This is a genomic window from Megasphaera hexanoica (assembly GCF_043520715.1).
Taxonomy (GTDB): Bacteria; Bacillota; Negativicutes; order Veillonellales; family Megasphaeraceae; genus Megasphaera; species Megasphaera hexanoica.
This window is the reverse complement of sequence record NZ_CP171361.1, coordinates 1,622,749-1,639,514: the sequence shown is the minus strand read 5'-3', so window position 1 is coordinate 1,639,514 and position 16,766 is coordinate 1,622,749. Positions and strand designations below refer to the sequence as shown.

At 51.3% G+C, this 16,766-nt stretch carries 10 protein-coding genes; 1 reads left to right on the top strand and 9 read right to left on the bottom strand.

The features are described 5' to 3' along the window. Positions 1–6: 6 nt before the first annotated feature. From mazG to ACGTIC_RS08000, 6 genes are all read right to left on the bottom strand, one after another. Positions 7–1,533 carry a nucleoside triphosphate pyrophosphohydrolase gene (gene mazG, locus ACGTIC_RS08025; protein ID WP_113855999.1) on the bottom strand — a complete coding sequence of 509 codons (1,527 nt, stop codon included), beginning with the start codon at positions 1,531–1,533 and terminating at the stop codon, positions 7–9. Positions 1,534–1,558: 25 nt separating this feature from the next. Then, positions 1,559–3,109, bottom strand: a complete 1,551-nt coding sequence (locus ACGTIC_RS08020) for a polysaccharide biosynthesis protein (RefSeq protein ID WP_372237438.1) — start codon at positions 3,107–3,109, stop codon at positions 1,559–1,561. 22 nt (positions 3,110–3,131) lie between these two features. Then, the gene (mfd, locus tag ACGTIC_RS08015; RefSeq protein WP_113856001.1) at positions 3,132–6,419 is read right to left on the bottom strand and encodes a transcription-repair coupling factor; all 3,288 of its coding nucleotides are present in this window, start codon (positions 6,417–6,419) and stop codon (positions 3,132–3,134) included. A 288-nt stretch (positions 6,420–6,707) separates the two neighbouring features. Beyond that, positions 6,708–8,255: a 4-hydroxyphenylacetate 3-hydroxylase N-terminal domain-containing protein gene (locus ACGTIC_RS08010; RefSeq protein WP_059077403.1), complete on the bottom strand. Its 1,548-nt coding sequence runs from the start codon at positions 8,253–8,255 to the stop codon at positions 6,708–6,710. Between the two features lie 30 nt (positions 8,256–8,285). Next, complete coding sequence (locus ACGTIC_RS08005; protein WP_201784386.1) at positions 8,286–9,590, bottom strand: acetyl-CoA hydrolase/transferase family protein; 1,305 nt, start codon at positions 9,588–9,590, stop codon at positions 8,286–8,288. A gap of 313 nt (positions 9,591–9,903) precedes the next feature. Beyond that, complete coding sequence (locus tag ACGTIC_RS08000) at positions 9,904–11,625, bottom strand: sigma-54-dependent Fis family transcriptional regulator (RefSeq protein ID WP_059077401.1); 1,722 nt, start codon at positions 11,623–11,625, stop codon at positions 9,904–9,906. Between the two features lie 240 nt (positions 11,626–11,865). On the opposite strand from ACGTIC_RS08000, the gene ACGTIC_RS07995 reads away from it, so the two are divergent. Further along, positions 11,866–13,479, top strand: a complete 1,614-nt coding sequence (locus tag ACGTIC_RS07995; protein ID WP_059077400.1) for a peptide chain release factor 3 — start codon at positions 11,866–11,868, stop codon at positions 13,477–13,479. Positions 13,480–13,594: 115 nt separating this feature from the next. Here ACGTIC_RS07995 and ACGTIC_RS07990 read toward each other — a convergent pair whose 3' ends face one another. Genes ACGTIC_RS07990 through thrC form a run of 3 tightly spaced genes read right to left on the bottom strand, consistent with a single transcriptional unit; the run spans position 13,595 to position 16,759 of the window. Further along, positions 13,595–14,329, bottom strand: a complete 735-nt coding sequence (locus tag ACGTIC_RS07990) for a TVP38/TMEM64 family protein (RefSeq protein ID WP_059077495.1) — start codon at positions 14,327–14,329, stop codon at positions 13,595–13,597. Between the two features lie 5 nt (positions 14,330–14,334). Next, positions 14,335–15,234, bottom strand: a complete 900-nt coding sequence (locus ACGTIC_RS07985) for a DMT family transporter (RefSeq protein WP_059077399.1) — start codon at positions 15,232–15,234, stop codon at positions 14,335–14,337. 22 nt (positions 15,235–15,256) lie between these two features. Next, positions 15,257–16,759 (bottom strand): threonine synthase, encoded by a 1,503-nt coding sequence (thrC, locus tag ACGTIC_RS07980; protein WP_113856002.1) that lies wholly within the window; start codon positions 16,757–16,759, stop codon positions 15,257–15,259. Between the last annotated feature and the right edge of the window lie 7 nt (positions 16,760–16,766).

Sequence of the window (16,766 nt, the reverse complement as noted above, 5' to 3'; positions counted from 1 at the left end):
TTACATCTATCGTTTCCGTCTAACAGGAGTTCCCGCATCTTTTCGTTCTTCCCGCTTCGCCTTTTGCCAGAAGCCATCCAGCTCATCCAGGGAAAATTCAGACCAGTCTCTGCCCGAAGCACGGACACAATCCTCTACATAGGAAAATCTGCTGCGGAACTTGTTGTTAGCCCGATGTAACGCACACTCCGGTTCTATGTCATATCGCCGGCATAAATTGGCCAGAACGAACAGGACATCGCCTGCTTCTTCCTCCATATGATTCCTGTCACCTTCAGCCACGGCATCCAGGAATTCCTGCCATTCTTCGTGGACTTTGGCTACCACTTGTTCAGCCGTATCCCACTCAAATCCTTTTTTTGCAGATTTTTCCTGAAGTTTATAGGCGGCAAGGAGTGAAGGAAGGCCTTTGACGACTCCATCGAGAAGATGGTCGTGCTGCTGGCGTCGTTCGCTCTGTTTCAATCTATCCCAGTTTACCATACTCATATGCCTGTTTTCAAGGGGTTTATCCGTAAAAACATGGGGATGGCGGCGAATCATCTTCTTTGTTACATCGTTTACAATATCCTGTGCTGAAAAAAGGCCTTCTTCTTCAGCTATGCGGGCATGGATGACGACCTGATACAGAATATCGCCCAATTCTTCCCGGATACCTTCTATGTCGTTCTGATCTATGGCATCGAGCATTTCATACACTTCTTCGATGAGGAACCGTCGCAGGGTCTTGTGAGTCTGCCGTTTATCCCAGGGGCACCCTCGTTCGCCGCGCAGGCGTGCCATGACCTGTACCAGGGGATCGAGATCAAAAGGCATCCCCTCTTGCGGCGTTTCTCCATCCTCTGACACCACATCCCCTTCTACCGGCGGCACAGGAAGAAAGAGACTGGTCAGGTGGTCAATCTGGTCACAGCGATCCAGTTCATAAAGCTTTATCGGCCGTATCGATTCGTCAGGAAGACTGACATGATACACCAGCTGTGCTTCATATTCGTCACCGTAAATATCCATCAAAGACAGTTTCAAATCCGATGCGACGTGGCGGTCGTATACCTGGGTCACGATAAAGGGCGTGCGGATATCACGCGGAACCTGTCCGGCATCGGAACTGTCGATAATGGTCACGCCGTTTACCGGGTCAAAACGGAGCCGCGTGTACATGACTTCGAGGAAACTCATCCCCGGATGGACTACGACGGGGATATGACGTCCCGCTCCCTCTTTTTCCAGCATAAGTACCGTCCGTTCCGCTACGACGGGACTACCCGGCACGGCATAGACGACATCTCCTTCCGATGCCCGGTCCAGCACATAATCAGTAATGCCCTGATAGACGCTGTCAAAAGATGTCCCCTGTTCGTAAAAACGGTCCAGTGCCTCGTAGGCAATATGTGCTTCATCGAGCATAGAAACAGACGGATGCACAGCCGTCCGCAGCAGCAGGCAGCGCGCTTCCTGCATAAGCCGGAAAGCCGAAAGTGTAATCAGGCCGGCATCTCCCGGACCCAGCCCGACAATATGTATCGTTCCCATAATCAGCCTCTTTTCCATAACGTCATTATTCCAGTTTTTTTACCCAGCGATATATACGGGGCCCCAATACGGGGATTTTAGCAACATCCTCAGTGGCGATAGCCCGAAAGGCAAACAGACAAATGAGGTAAATCAGTGCTGCCATTCCCATAGCGGCGACCGTGGCCAGCGCGTCAGGAGCTACTGCCGACAAACCTTTGTGGACAAACCAGGCTGTCCCGGCCATGGCCGCTGCCGCCAGAAATAGTTTTCCTATATAAAGCCATTGTACGGCATAGCGGCAGTAGCGCCGGGCAAAATATAAATTGAGTGCGGCAGCAATAGCCAGATCGGCATTGGTCGCCCAGGCGGCCCCTACTTCAGCCAGCCAGGGCAGGGCCGTCAGATACCAGCTCAGGGCAATTTTGGCAATGGCCGCGGCGGCCATATTATACAGAGGAATCGCCGTACGGCCCAATCCCTGCAGGAGACCACCCGTGACCTGCTGCAGGCCGATGAGGAACACTGACAGTCCCAGGACACAGATGGAAGGCCCTGCAGCCGGTGTCGCATAGAGCAGCCGTGAAATAGGCACGGCCAGTACAGCCAGTCCCAGGGAAGCGGGAATAGTAATCAGGCAGGCAATGCGCATGGCCGTATGGGTCCGCGCCAGCACCAGATCTCTTCTGCCACTGGCAAGGGCTGCCGAGACTGCCGGGACGAGACTGGTAGCAAGAGCCATAGTCAGGATAGCCGGCAGCTGCACCAGCCCGTTAGCCATGCCAGAAAGATAGCCGAACAGGGCCGTAGCTTCATGAGCCGTGTATCCGGCAGCAATGAGACGGCGCGGCACGATGAACAAATCAATACTGGCTACGGCTGGCAGCAGCATATTAGCTGCCGCGACCGGAACGGCAAGGACAACCAGGCGTCTGATGACAGTCAGGACGTGTAACGGTGCAAATGTTCCTGTATCGGGTAGCTGCTCTTTTTTTTCATGGCGGATGTACAATGCGGCGATGATACAGAGTCCAGCCGCTGCACCGGGGACAGCGCCAAAAGCAGCTCCGGAGGCAGCCGGTACCAATCCATATGGCAAAAGGGCCCAGGCCAGCGTAAGCATGACACACACCCGGACGAACTGGTCCAGCATCTGGGACAAAGCTGTCGGAGTCATGAGCTGCAGGCCCTGGAAATAGCCGCGAAAGCAGCAGGTCAGGACAGATAAAGACAAAGCCGGAGCCAGTACGACCAGAGGCCAGTAGGCCCGTTCATCACTGACAAGCCCCGTAGCAATGAGTGCGCGGGCTCCCAGCACCATACCCAGACCGCACAAAACGGCAATGACAGCCATGAAAGCCAGAGTAACGTGAAAAATCCTCCGCGTACCGCTGTAATTGCCCCGGGCCGCCTGCTCGGCCACCATGATGGAGACAGCAATAGGAATGCCGGCGCCGACAATACTGAGCAGCAGGATATACATGGGATAGGCCATCTGATAGAGACCGATTCCCTCACCGCCCAGAAGGCGGGACAGGAGAATGCGGTTCACGCCGCCCAGGATTTTTACGACAATCCCGGCAACGGTGAGCACCATAGCTCCCCGCAGGAAAGAAACGTTAGCCAAGGGAATTCCCCTTTCTCACTGTGTTGAAAGACGCAAAAATCTGATCTAAGAAGGTCAGGATATCTTCTACCCCGGCAAGACTGATCCGCAGCATTAGGGGCATACCCGGTACCGTACGGAACCGGCGCCGCAGCGGCCCTGTCAGCTCTGCCAGCGGTGGCATATCCTGCAGGCTGCGCCACTTCAATTCCAGCGTGTCCCGTTTTTGTGCGATGAGTGTAAGGCCCAGGCTGCGTCCCGTAAGACGGATCCGCGTCGCGTGGAGCAGCGTCTCTACGGGACGGGTAGGACGACCGTAGCGGTCCAGTAGTTCTTTTTCCAAATCATTCAATTCTTTTTCGTCGGTAATAGTGGCCAGACGCTGATACATTTCTATCTTCTGTCCACCGTTGCTGATGTAGGCATCATCGATAAAGGCATCAATATGCGTTTCCATGACCGTTTCCGGTGGCGGCAGTTCATCGCTCTGTCCTTTCTGGGCTTTGGCGATGGCTTTTTCCAGCATGCTGCAGTACATGGCAAACCCGACACTGGCAATATTGCCATGCTGTTCCCGTCCCAGGAGATTGCCGGCACCGCGGATTTCCAAATCGCGCATGGCTATTTTAAACCCTGAGCCCAGTTCGGTAAATTCCTTAATTGCCTGAAGACGTTTTTCTGCCACTTCCGACAGGACTTTATCCCGGCGGTACAGGAAATAGGCATAGGCCATGCGATGACTGCGGCCGACACGGCCCCGCATCTGATACAGCTGGGACAGGCCGAAATGGTCCGCATCATAGATGATGATCGTATTGGCATTGGCCACATCCAGACCGTTTTCGACGAGGCTGGAACACAGGAGAATATCATAGCGGCCTTCATAAAAGTCGAACATGACCTGTTCCAACAGTGTCCCGGCCATCTGGCCGTGGGCGATGCCGATAGATAAATCCGGCAGTAATGCCTGAAGCTGGTCTTTCATTTTTTCGATGGAATCTACCATGTTGTAGACAAAAAATACCTGCCCGCCCCGGTGCTTTTCCCGCATGACCGCGTCACGGACAATACGGGCATCGTATTCGGTGACATAGGTCTGGACGGGGAAACGGTCTGTCGGTGGCGTTTCGATGACACACATCTGGCGCAGATTGACCAGGGACATATGAAGCGTACGTGGTATCGGCGTCGCGCTCAGAGTCAGCACATCGATATGGGCTGCCCAGGCTTTCCATTTTTCTTTCTGGGCCACACCAAAACGCTGTTCTTCATCGACGACAAGCAATCCCAGATCTTTAAATTTCACACGTTTATTGAGCAGACTATGAGTCCCGATAAGGACATCGATTTCTCCGGTCAGCGTCCGGCGCAGGATGTCCTTCTTTTCCTTTTGTGACCGGAACCGGTTGAGAACATCACAGTTGACACCAAAATTACGGAACCGTTCCGTAAAAGTCTGGAAATGCTGCTGGGCCAGAACTGTCGTCGGGACGAGGACCGCAACCTGTTTGCCTCCCATGACGGCTTTGAATACGGCCCGCATGGCGACTTCCGTCTTGCCAAAACCAACATCGCCACAGACAAGACAATCCATCGGGAATGGTTTTTCCATGCTCTTTTTGATTTCTGCTACGGCTTTCAGCTGATCTTCCGTTTCTTCATAGGGGAAGGCATCTTCAAATTCTTTCTGGAACGGCGTATCCGGCGGGAAAGCAAATCCTGGGACGATTTCACGCTTGGCATAGACTGCAACCAGTTTTTCCGCCAGGTCCGTAATCGATTTCTGCGCCTTTGCCCGTGTCTTCTGCCAGTCACTGCCACCCATCTTGTGCAGTTTTGGCGTATCACCTTCATTACCGATATAACGCTGCAGCAGATTAAGCTGGTCCGTCGGGACATACAAGATATCTTTTCCGGCATAATGGATTTCCAGATAATCTTTATGGACGCCGTCGATTTCTATGGTCTTGATGCCGGCGTAGCGGCCGATGCCGTGGACTTCATGAACGACATAATCGCCGGCTTTGAGATCGGTAAATACGTTGATTTCCTGCCCTTTCTGCACGTGATGGCGCAGGCGGTGCTTCTGCATGCCGTAAATATCCCGTTCAGATATGACGACTAACTTGGCATAAGGCAGTTCGAACCCATTTCGTATTTCCCCTTCTGCCAGGTAAATCTGGCTGGCCTCAAGGGGTATCGTTTCTTCGTATGCAGAAACGGAAAATCCGTTCTGGGCAAACCAGCTTTTCAGCGTCGCAATCCGCTGGCGGCTGCCGAGTACAAAAAGAATCGCATCGCCGCTTTCCTGCCAATGCGAAAGTTCATCGTGAAGCAGGTCAAACTGTTTCTGGAAACTGGCCATGGCCTTGGCAGAAAAGCTTGCCGACGAATCTATCATCATATCCGGTACGGACTGAGCCATGAGAGACAGGACAATCTGTGTCCCCTTTCGTTCTGCACCGGACAGAGATCGCCATGAACAGAGCCATTCTTTGTAATCGGCGCTTTCTTTCAGGAATTTCTTTAAATTTTCCCGGCAGCGGTTGGGTTCATCCCAGATAATAACGCCTTCGTCAAGATAATCGAGGATCGTATGTTCTTTGTCTTTATCGCCATCTATAGCAAAAGGAAGGATACGGACCGTATCGGTCTTATCGAGGGATTTCTGGCTCGACGCATCAAAAAAGCGCAGGCTTTCCAATGTATCGCCGAAAAATTCCAGACGGAGCGGCTGTTCATAGTTTACGGCAAATACATCGATAATATCACCGCGCACAGAAAAATGGCCCCGCCGTTCGACCATATCGACCCGTTCATATCCGTCATCTGCCAGGCGCCGGAGCAGCGTTTCCCGTTCGTAATCCTGCCCGGCAGATACGTTAAACGCTGCTGCATTGACATGTTCCGGCGCCGCGATGAACTGGGCCGCTTCTTCTATCGTCGCGACGACGGCACAAAAAGCATGACTGCAGAGTGCTGCCAATACTTCCATCTGCCGGGCTGTCCGTTCCATGCTCTTTGCCGTCGTTGAAAATACGGCCCGGTCCCCTAAGGGAAATGTATAGACGGGTAAATCCGCGGCAAAGAACTGCAGATCCGTCTGCCAGGCCGTTTCCTGCTCTTTCGATGGTACAATGATCAGAGCCGGTTTTCCCACAGCCATGACAGCCCGGGCGGCAAACGACGTTTTGACCGATCCTCCGACACCGTATATGCTGTGGCACCCGGGCTGGATAAACAAGTCAGCACAGGAATGTATATTGGCATCCTCGTTCATGCGTTGAAAAAAAGTATTCATATTACACGACCTCATAGAAAACGGGGCCTTAGTAAAAAATCCCTAAAGCCCTTTTAGTAAACAATGTTCAAGTGACGTTTCATTATATCATAGAACGATTTTTTTTTAAAGACACACTTGGCCCATTCAAAAGAAAGAGGCTGCAACAAAATGGGCTTTTACGCCGTACATTTTGCTCAGCCTCTTCCCGTTTACTGCAGATCGTGCTTCCGCTGGCATCAATTACTCAGGTTTTCCAACGAGCGGTGTCAGCAACTGCCTCCTGCGTCAGGAATAGTCATCCTGGTACTACTTATTATCCGACTGTGGCAGATCGCGGTTGGTACAGATGCGGCCCTGCCTTTTACCGATAGCAGCGATAATTTCGTCTACCCTGGCCGGGTCTTTTTCCATACCCGTTGCCGCCCGGACGAGATTCTTCAGATAATCCCAATCCGTAAACGACCGGGCCATGACGGTAGACGCTTCCTGGTTTCCTCCGCCGTGGAGAGCCATGGCCGTCCAGTTGGAACCGCGGGCCATATGTTCAATAAACCGGCCGGCTCGGAGACGATCCATTGCCGTATAGGCCGGATTGCCCGGATTAAACGCTCTCTGACAGAGTTCTCCTACTTCTTTACTGCGCATATCCAGTTCAGATGGCGCCGTTTCTCCAAATCCCGCCAGAATATCCCGGGCCAGCCGCACAGCTTCAAAAGGCATCTGGGTACAGGTATACTTACAGGTATGGGACATAAGCGGATTGGGGATCCAGAATCCGCTGGGGTGCTGGAATCCTTCGACGCCCGATGCCAGGGACAATCCGTACACCGTTTCGGCCGTCATGGCCATCTGGGTCAGCTTTGTGCGGATATGCCCGGCTTTCTGGACACCAATCATATCGGCAATGAGGCTGGCCGCACCACACAGGGCCGAACAGCCGCCTGCCTTGCAGCCACCGGCAGTCAGGCGATGGACAGCGGTGAAATAACTCAACAGGCGGCCGACATATTTTGTCTCGCCGCACATAAAGACCCGGTCATTGGGCACGAATACATGGTCAAAGTATACCAGAGCCTGATGGTCGGCATATTTTTTGCCCAGATCAATTCCTTCGATATCACCGCCGACTTCAAAGAAACGCTTATCCTGGGGCGTGCGGCCCAATACAAAGGTCAGGCCCGGCGTATCGGCCGGAACGGCACAGGCCAGAGCAAAATCTTTATCTTCAGGACGCATATTAGTCGTCGGGACGATGACGATTTCGTGAGCGAACAAGATGCCTGTCTGGTTGCATTTATAGCCGCTGATGACGATACCGTCATCGCGTACTTCATTAATGTGTACGTATGCATCTGGATCAGGCTGTTCGTGAGGGGCCAGCGTGCGCAGGCCTTTGACGTCCGTCACGGTTACCGTACAGGTCAGGTCATTGCGTTGCACATAATCGAGGAATTTCATGAACCGGTCGAAGTAATGAGTTCCCAGATCCTGATCCATATCATAGCAGGCCGGGCCCAGACCGGCAAAGGCTTCTGAACCGGTACAGCGGTGAGTACAACAGCCGACGACTTCCGCAAGAGCACGGGCAGCCCGGGTCTTGCGGTTTGCGTCTTCTGCCGAACGCAGGGGCGCATTGTAAATACTGACCGGCTGTCCGCTGAGATGGGATGGCACCGTAATCAGGTCTTTCCATTCCGGACGGCTCTGCAGGTCATAAATAGTAGAAATGGCATTAAAGCTGGCCGCCAGTGGCGGGAACGTCGTCAAGTCTTCGATTTTTTTGCCCAGAAAATAAACATTCATCGGTTTGCGGGCACGGATACTGGCTTGAAATTGCTCTTTTGTCATCAACATAGTGATTCCTCCTCCCGTACAGTCACAGCATCACACAATAATATGCATCTTTCTGGCTGCCTCCGTTAATTCTTCCCGGAAAGCAGGAGCTGCAATGCGAATCAGCGCTTTGGCACGCTGGGAACAGGTCAGCCCTTTCAGCCGTGCCATTCCAAACTCAGTAACTACATAATCGACATCGTTTCTCGTCGTACTGACACAGGCTCCTTCTGTGAGGACCGGTTTAATCTTGGACACTTTCCCTTTTTTTGCCGTTGCCGTAAAAGCGAGGAACGATTTTCCTCCTTTGGAAGCAGCGGCCCCACGGATGAAATCAATCTGCCCGCCTACACCGCTATAGTTCTTTGTTCCCATCGTTTCCGAGCATACCTGGCCGAACAAGTCGATTTCGATGCACGAATTGATGGAAATGACCTGATCATTCATAGCAATGACGCGGGGATCATTGACATACGATACGGGCAGGAAGGCGACACCGGGATTATTGTCAATAAAATCATAGGTCCTGCGGGAAGCAAAGGTAAAGGTCGCAACAGAGGTTCCGCGATGAATCCGTTTGCAGCCGTTAGTAATGACTCCGGCCAGTGTCAGATCAACCATGCTGTCACAAAACATTTCACTATGTACGCCCAGATTCCGCTTATCGAGCAGGCTCTGTGCCACCGCATTGGGAATGCCGCCAATTCCCAGCTGCAGCGTGGCTCCATTGGGTATCTCGTCAGCAATCATCTGCCCGATGGCAAGGTCCGTATTGGTAACCGGCGGCGGATCGACTACTGTAATGGGAGCATCATTTTCCCATATACCGTCTACTTCTGAAATATGGATAAAGGAACCAAACGACCGGGGCATAGTCGGATTTACTTCTACCAGTATTTTTTCTGCATGATGACGGACTTCACTCAAATCGGCCGCCGTACCGAAACTAAAATACCCGTGCTCATCCATAGGGGATACGGCAGCGTAAAACACATCCGGCTCAGGCAGGACACTGGTCCACACCTGTGGTACCTGACTGTAATGGGCCGGCATATAATCGCCGCGGCCTTCCCATATCATGTTCCTGTCATAAGCACTGACAAAGTGGGAAATGTGATAAATATATTTCTCCATACCGGCTTTCATGTACTCCTGCTGCCGGAGGGGAAGGAGTACACAATGGCGGATATGTTCCAGGTCCAGCTCGGGAGCATACGAGGCCAGTACCTGCAGAATTCCCGTCGGTTCCGCCACCTGCCCTGTGCTGACACAGACATCCCCGTTTTTGAACTGCCTGGCCAAGGATTCAGCCGTCATCTTCTTTTCTTCGTACATGCGCTGCCATTGATTCATCATGTCCGCCTCCTTTTCCCTCCATTCACATGATTTGGGATGGGATATTTTTTCCCTGCCCCTTTTCTCCCGTCTCTACAAGTATATATGAAATAATCGCGCCAATTATTCGTGAGCAAACGGAATGGGGCCGGAGCCCATGATTCAGGCATCGAAAAAAAAGAAGCGTTTCTTTGTGATGTCATTTTGCATCATCAAAAAAACGCTATATCAGAAATGCCGGCTGAACCGTGAGATCATCCCCTATAAAAAGACCGATTTCTGATGCAGGATTACATCAGAAAATATGCAGTCCTGCATCAACAGCCGGATATATTTATTTCTTCTTTCCCAGGGACAGACCGTACTTCTGCATCTTCCGGGATATAGTAGACTGATCAATATGCAGTACATCTGCCATGGCCCGTGTCGAACGGCACTGGGCTGCCGTCATCTGGAGCACTTTCCGCTCCACTTCGGCCATAGTCTGGTTCCATGGGGCCACACGGCGTATAGTGACGATAGCCTCGCTTTCTTCCATCTGGATCTGACTGATAAAATCTTCCGGCCGCAGGTCATCGCCTTCGGTCAGTACAACCAGTGTTTCCATGGCATTTTCCAGTTCCCTAATATTGCCGGGCCAGTCCTGGACCATGAGAAGACGGCAGAGTGCCGGTGTCAGTACTTTATGCTTCTCATATTTTGTATTGAACGTATGGAGAAACTGCGCTGCCAGCGGTATGACGTCCTCCCGCCGTTCCCGCAGCGGCGGAATGTGGATATGGATGACGTGGAGCCGGTAATACAAATCACTCCGGAACCTTCCCTGCTGCACCATGTCCCACAAATTCCGGTTCGTAGCGGCAATAAGACGGACATCAACGTGGATAGACCGGGTAGCGCCAATTCGCTGTACTTCCTGATTCTGTATGACCCGCAACAATTTGGCCTGAGCTGCCAGACTCAGTTCCCCTATTTCATCGAGCAGGAGTACGCCCTGATCGGCCAGTTCAAAAAAGCCGGCCTTACCCTGCCGCCTGGCTCCGGTAAAGGCACCGCTTTCATAACCGAACAATTCCGATTCAAAAAGCTCATCGGGGATGGCACCGCAGTTAATTTTCAGGAACGGTTTATCCCGGCGCCGGCTACGATGATAAATTTCATTGACGACGACTTCTTTACCCGTCCCCGATTCCCCTGTAATCAGCACCGTCGAATCGACATCCGAAACGACCTCGATGAGATGCATGACCTTCTGCATCGCCTGACTGCGGCCGATGACCATATCATGGGAATGACTGCTCAGAACGGCGACTTTGCGTATAAATTCATTCATATGCTGCCGCTGTTCCTTGAATTTTTCCCACAATATCTTCCATGATGACACATCCTGGATATCTACGACGATACAGCGCATCTGATGATTGCGGTCCAGTCCGGGAGTAGCCGTATAGACGAGCTTGCGCCCCTTATATTCGACAAGGGAGACGCCGTGCTGCCGTTTATGCAGCGCTTTATCCAGCAGTTCCCGGGGTATCTGCGTTTCTTCCCTGATTGTTTCGATAGACTTGCCTAATATGGCTTTCCGTTTCAGGCCGTATAATGCTTCAAACCGGCGGTTGACCCGTTTGATCATACCCCTGGAATCGAGCACTAAAAGTCCCGTCGAACCGGCTTCCAGCACGGCATCGATTTCCTCTACGACATCGCGCACGACATTCAGTTCCTGAACGGCACAGGAAGACACGCACGATTCATGGACAATGAAGATACTTCCCCGACGTCGCTTTCCTGTCTGCCATGGACGGATATGACAGATGAAATCACGCGATGCAGCCGTTACCACATAGCGGCCTTCACAGTGGACGGCATCAACCGTTTCTCCCAGTCTTTTGATGATTTCCCGGCACGATCCGGGCAATCTCCGTTCCAGATCACAGGCCGCACTGTTCCAATATACGGGAATCCCCTTTTCATTAACCAGTATGAGAATACAATACACCGCATCGGTAATCGCCATAAAATCTTCACGGGTTAATGCCAACGGTCTCGTATTCATCGCCATACACCTCCGGCAGTGGCAGGAAAACGTGCAGTATCGCAGGGGTAACAAGTCTATATTTTTATTATACCAAAAACAGCCTGCCCCTGTCCTGCACAACGCGAATCACTTTGTGTTACGCAGAAGAAACGAGTTTTTCCCAGCTTTTCTCCTCCTTTCCCTGTTTACGAACATCACTTTTCTTAGTATAATAGTATGTACTGTATTTTTTGATTATTCGAATTCATGAGGTGGAACATGTCATTAGTAGATGAAGTAAATAACCGCCGTACGTTTGCCATCATCTCTCACCCGGATGCTGGCAAGACGACATTGACTGAAAAACTGCTCCTCTACGGAGGTGCCATACATCTGGCTGGCTCTGTCAAAGCGAGAAAGACAGCCAAACATGCCGTATCTGACTGGATGGAAATCGAAAAACAGCGTGGTATTTCTGTCACCAGCTCGGTCCTTCAGTTCGATTATGAAGGCCATCATATCAATATCCTTGATACGCCGGGCCATCAGGATTTCAGTGAAGATACGTACCGTACGCTCATGGCCGCAGACAGTGCCGTCATGCTCATCGACGTCGCAAAAGGCGTCGAAGCCCAGACGAAGAAGCTGTTCCGGGTCTGTAAAGAACGGGGTATCCCCATCTTTACCTTTGTCAATAAAATTGATCATTTCGGCCGTAATCCTTTCGACCTGATGGATGAAATCGAAAATATCCTGGGCATCCACGCGTATCCCATGAACTGGCCCATCGGTCTCAATGGCAATTACCAAGGTATCTATGACCGGACGACAGCATCGATTGAACTGTTTGAAAAAGACACGTCCCACGGCCAGCGCAAGCTGGCATCGACCAAAGGTTCAGCCGACGACCCGGTCTTCAAGGAACTCCTCGATGACGATGTACATCAGGGACTCATCGACGACATCGAGCTCCTCGATATGGCCGGTGACGAATTCGATATGGAGAAAGTAAAAAATGGCCAGCTGACACCGATGTTCTTCGGTTCAGCCATGACCAACTTCGGTGTCAAGCCCTTCCTGGAAGAATTTCTGCGCCTGGCTCCACCGCCCCAGCCCCGTCCCTGTGCCGAAGGCGTAGTCGAACCGACGTCTGATCAGTTCACGTCGTTCGTATTCAAGATTCAGGCCAACATGAATCCCCAGCACCACGACCGCATCGTATTCATGCGCATCTGCTCCGGTCAGTTTGAAAAGGGCATGACCGTTACCCATCGTCAGTCGGGAAAGACCCTGCGTCTCATGCAGCCCCAGCAGTTCCTGGCGACAGAACGGACTATCGTCGAAGAAGCCTATCCTGGTGATATCATCGGTGTATTTGATAATGGCACCATGGGCGTCGGCGATACACTGTACTCAGGCAAAAAGAAAGTCACCTTCAAAGACTTCCCGACTTTCCCGCCGGAATTATTCGCCCGCATCCGTGCCAAAGATTCGATGAAGCGCAAGCAGTTCCTGAAAGGCATGACCCAGCTGGCCCAGGAAGGGGCCGTCCAGATTTACGAAAATCTCGGCTCCATGGAAAGTTATATCGTCGGTGCCGTCGGCCAGCTGCAATTCGAAGTGCTGGAATACCGGCTGAAGCATGAATACGGCGTCGATCTGGAAATGAACACTCTGCCTTACACGGTAGCCCGCTGGATTCAGACCAATGGCCATGACTACAAGGAACTGAAAAATATCGACAGTGCCATGATTGTCAAAGACCACAAGCAGCGTGTCGTACTGCTCATCGCCAACGAATGGCAGACCAACTGGATTGTCGAACGGAATCCGGACTTTACTTTCTGTACGACACCAGATGAACTGGCCATTGACGAACCAGACGAAGAATAACGATTCCGGCACGCATCCCGCGCTTAAGATTCCCTGTCAACTGTCAGATTTTTAATCTCAAACTCAAAAACGAGGCTATCGCATTATGTAATTTTAACCTAATGCGATAGCCTCGTTATTTTTCTTTATCTATGTTTTCCTTATCCAGATCTTCTGAAATCTTGCGCAATACCTTCTTTGCCTGCTGGCGCCGATGCCAGTACCAGAGTCCGCCATAAATCACCGTAATAGCAATAATCAGTATGGTAAGGCGCAGGGTATGATCTTCGAACATGACCACATCATGTCCAACGAACACTTCACAGGCTACCGACGGAAGCTTGCCAATAAAACAGCCCAGAATATAATCGCGGTAACTGATATGGCTCAGAGCGCCCAGGGCCGTCACCAGTCCGTTGGGTGAATACGGTACAGCCCGTGCTACGGTCATAGCCTGCCACGTGCTGTAATGGTCCAGCTTACTGAGCATTTTACTTTTTTCTATGACTTTTTTGGCTTTGCCCCGGAAGAGAGTCCGCATGAAAAAGAAACTGATGATGACACCGATTGTTTCGGCAATCCAGGAAACGATGGTTCCCTGGAATACGCCGAACACGACGCCGTTCGCCGTCGAAATAAAAATTGACGGCAAAAAGCCTACGATGTTGATGACTATATCAATAATCATGCTGACTGCCATAGCCCAGATTCCGAAAGACCGGAGATACGCTATGGTCCCCTGCATATTGCCACTCGTCGAAAGGTCCCAGACGGTGCGGTAAAAATCCGGGATAGCCAGATGAATCCCGGCCAGCATCACGACGAGCATGCCAAAAAATGCGATTTTTATATGCGTTTCGTTTACTTTCATGGTCTTCATACTTCTTCTTTTGCATTCCGTTCCCTAATCTCAGCCATTTCAGCAATACGATCGTGCTTGAGCTTAGTCAGGTACATAGAACCACCGATAATCAAAACGCCGCCTGCTACGGTGAGCAGGGTCAGCATTTCCTGGAATATGACAAAACCCCAAAGGGCATTGAAAAAAACGCCGATATAGGATACAAAACTGACGACGACCGGATTCGCCATGGCGTAGGCATCGGTCATCCAAATCTGGGCAATGACCGTAATCACGCCCAGTGTGATATACCAACCCCATTCCTGCAGATTGGGGACGAGGAAGCTGCCGCCTAATATCATGAGTACAGCTCCTGACAGGGCCGCACAGACGAGGAAATACAAAACGATTTCATAGGGATGGTGCTTTCCCGAATCAGTCAGCTTACTCACTGTCGTATAAGCACCGGCGGCAAACACGGCCTGTGCCAGAGCAAACAGGGAATAGACATTGAATGAATCAAAATTCCATGGCCGGACGACAAGACAACCGCCGGCAAAAATGATAACCAGAGGCAGTTTAGCCCCTTTGGGTAATACCTCTTGGAGAAAGATTGCCGCAAAGAGCATGACAAAAAATGCCGATAGCTGGGAAATGATGGACACGTCTGCCAGGGGCATTCCACGCAGGGCATAGAAAATGCATATCATACCCGTACCACCCAGTATGCCGCGCAGCCATAACGTCGGCCTGTCTTCATGAGACAAATGGACATGATTGGCCCGCATCAGTCCCAGGATAAGAACAGCACTGAGGAAACCGCGGAAAAACGCGATTTCCCCAGTGCTCATGGTATACGATAGCTCTTTGACAATGACGTTTTGAATACTGAACGCCAGAGCAGATAAAATGGCATATACAACGCCTTTGTTCATATAAAACCAGAGCGCCTCTTTTCTATTGCTTCTTGCTGATATCGTCGATAAAGGACAATACAGCCTGCTTCATATCTTCTTTTTCAATACTATCTGCAAAGCGGACCGGCTTCTGCTGCAACGCGGCCAGCGGTTCCGGCAGGGCGATGCCGGTCAGACTGCTGATAGACTGGAGCATGGCAAACGGATCGTCACTGGACGGCAATGCCAGGGCCTTGCAGATAACTGGCGGAAATTTGTATGGATGAGCCGTAGACATGATGACCGTATGACGCCCCTGGTCCATGCCCTGCTTGTGACGGTTCAGGTACACGCCATAGGCGACAGCCGTATGCGGATCCAGGAGATAGCCAAAGTCGTTATAGACGTGATTGATGACAGCTTCTGTTTCATCATCATCAATCCAGCCGCCACAGAAATCCTCCTGCAGCCAGGCCAGTTCGTCTGCGTTGACCGCCATCTTTCCCGTTTCCTGCAGGTCTTTTTCCCACTGGGCCACGCGCTGGCAATCGCCTTTGGCAACATAGAACAGAAATCGTTCAAAATTACTGGACAGAAGGATATCCATGGACGGGCTGTCCGTCGTATAGAAATCGCGGTTCATGTCATAGACACCGGTTTCAAAGAAATCGGCGAGGACCTTATTGCGGTTCGATGCACAGATGAGCCGGCCGATATGAGCCCCCATCTTTTTGGCAAACCATCCTGCCAGGATATTGCCAAAATTCCCTGTCGGCACGACGACATCAAATGATTCATCGGGAGCGATGACACAGTTGTCTACAAGGCGTACCCAGGTCGAAACATAGTAGGCAATCTGTGGAAAGAGCCGGCCGATATTAATGGAATTGGCACTGGAAAAGAGCACGCCATGGTCATGGGCATAGGTATTGACTTCTTCACTCGTAAAGACCCGTTTCAAAAAGCTCTGGGCATCGTCAAAATTTCCGTGTATAGCACTGACGCGGACATTTTTCCCTTCCTGCTTCTGCATCTGCTGCTTCTGCATGGGGCTGACGCCATCGCTGGGATAAAAGACCATGATGTTCGTGCCATTTACGTCTTTAAACCCTTCGAGAGCTGCTTTGCCCGTATCACCGCTGGTTGCCGTGAGGATGAGGATATCGCGCTTTTCTTCTTCCTGTATCTTGGCAGCTGTCAACAGATAGGGAAAGAGGGATAAGGCCAAATCTTTGAAAGCCAGTGTGCGGCCGTGATACAATTCGGCAACAGAAAGATCCGTATCGATTGAATGAAGCGGTACAATGCGGTCATCACGGAACGTCTGATCATTGTAGGCAGCATCAATCATTTTCTGCCGCACTTTAGGCGTAAAATTCGTAAAAAAGTACGCTAAAACAGCATCAGCGATTTCCTGATAGGACTTTTCTTTTAAATCTGTATACGATAATACCTGTTCCGGGAATTCTTCCGGGACATATAGTCCGCCATCGCGGGCCAGGCCATGTAATAATGCATAAGACGGAGTAACGGTTTCTTGCGAACGAGTGCTTCTGAACTTCATGGGACCC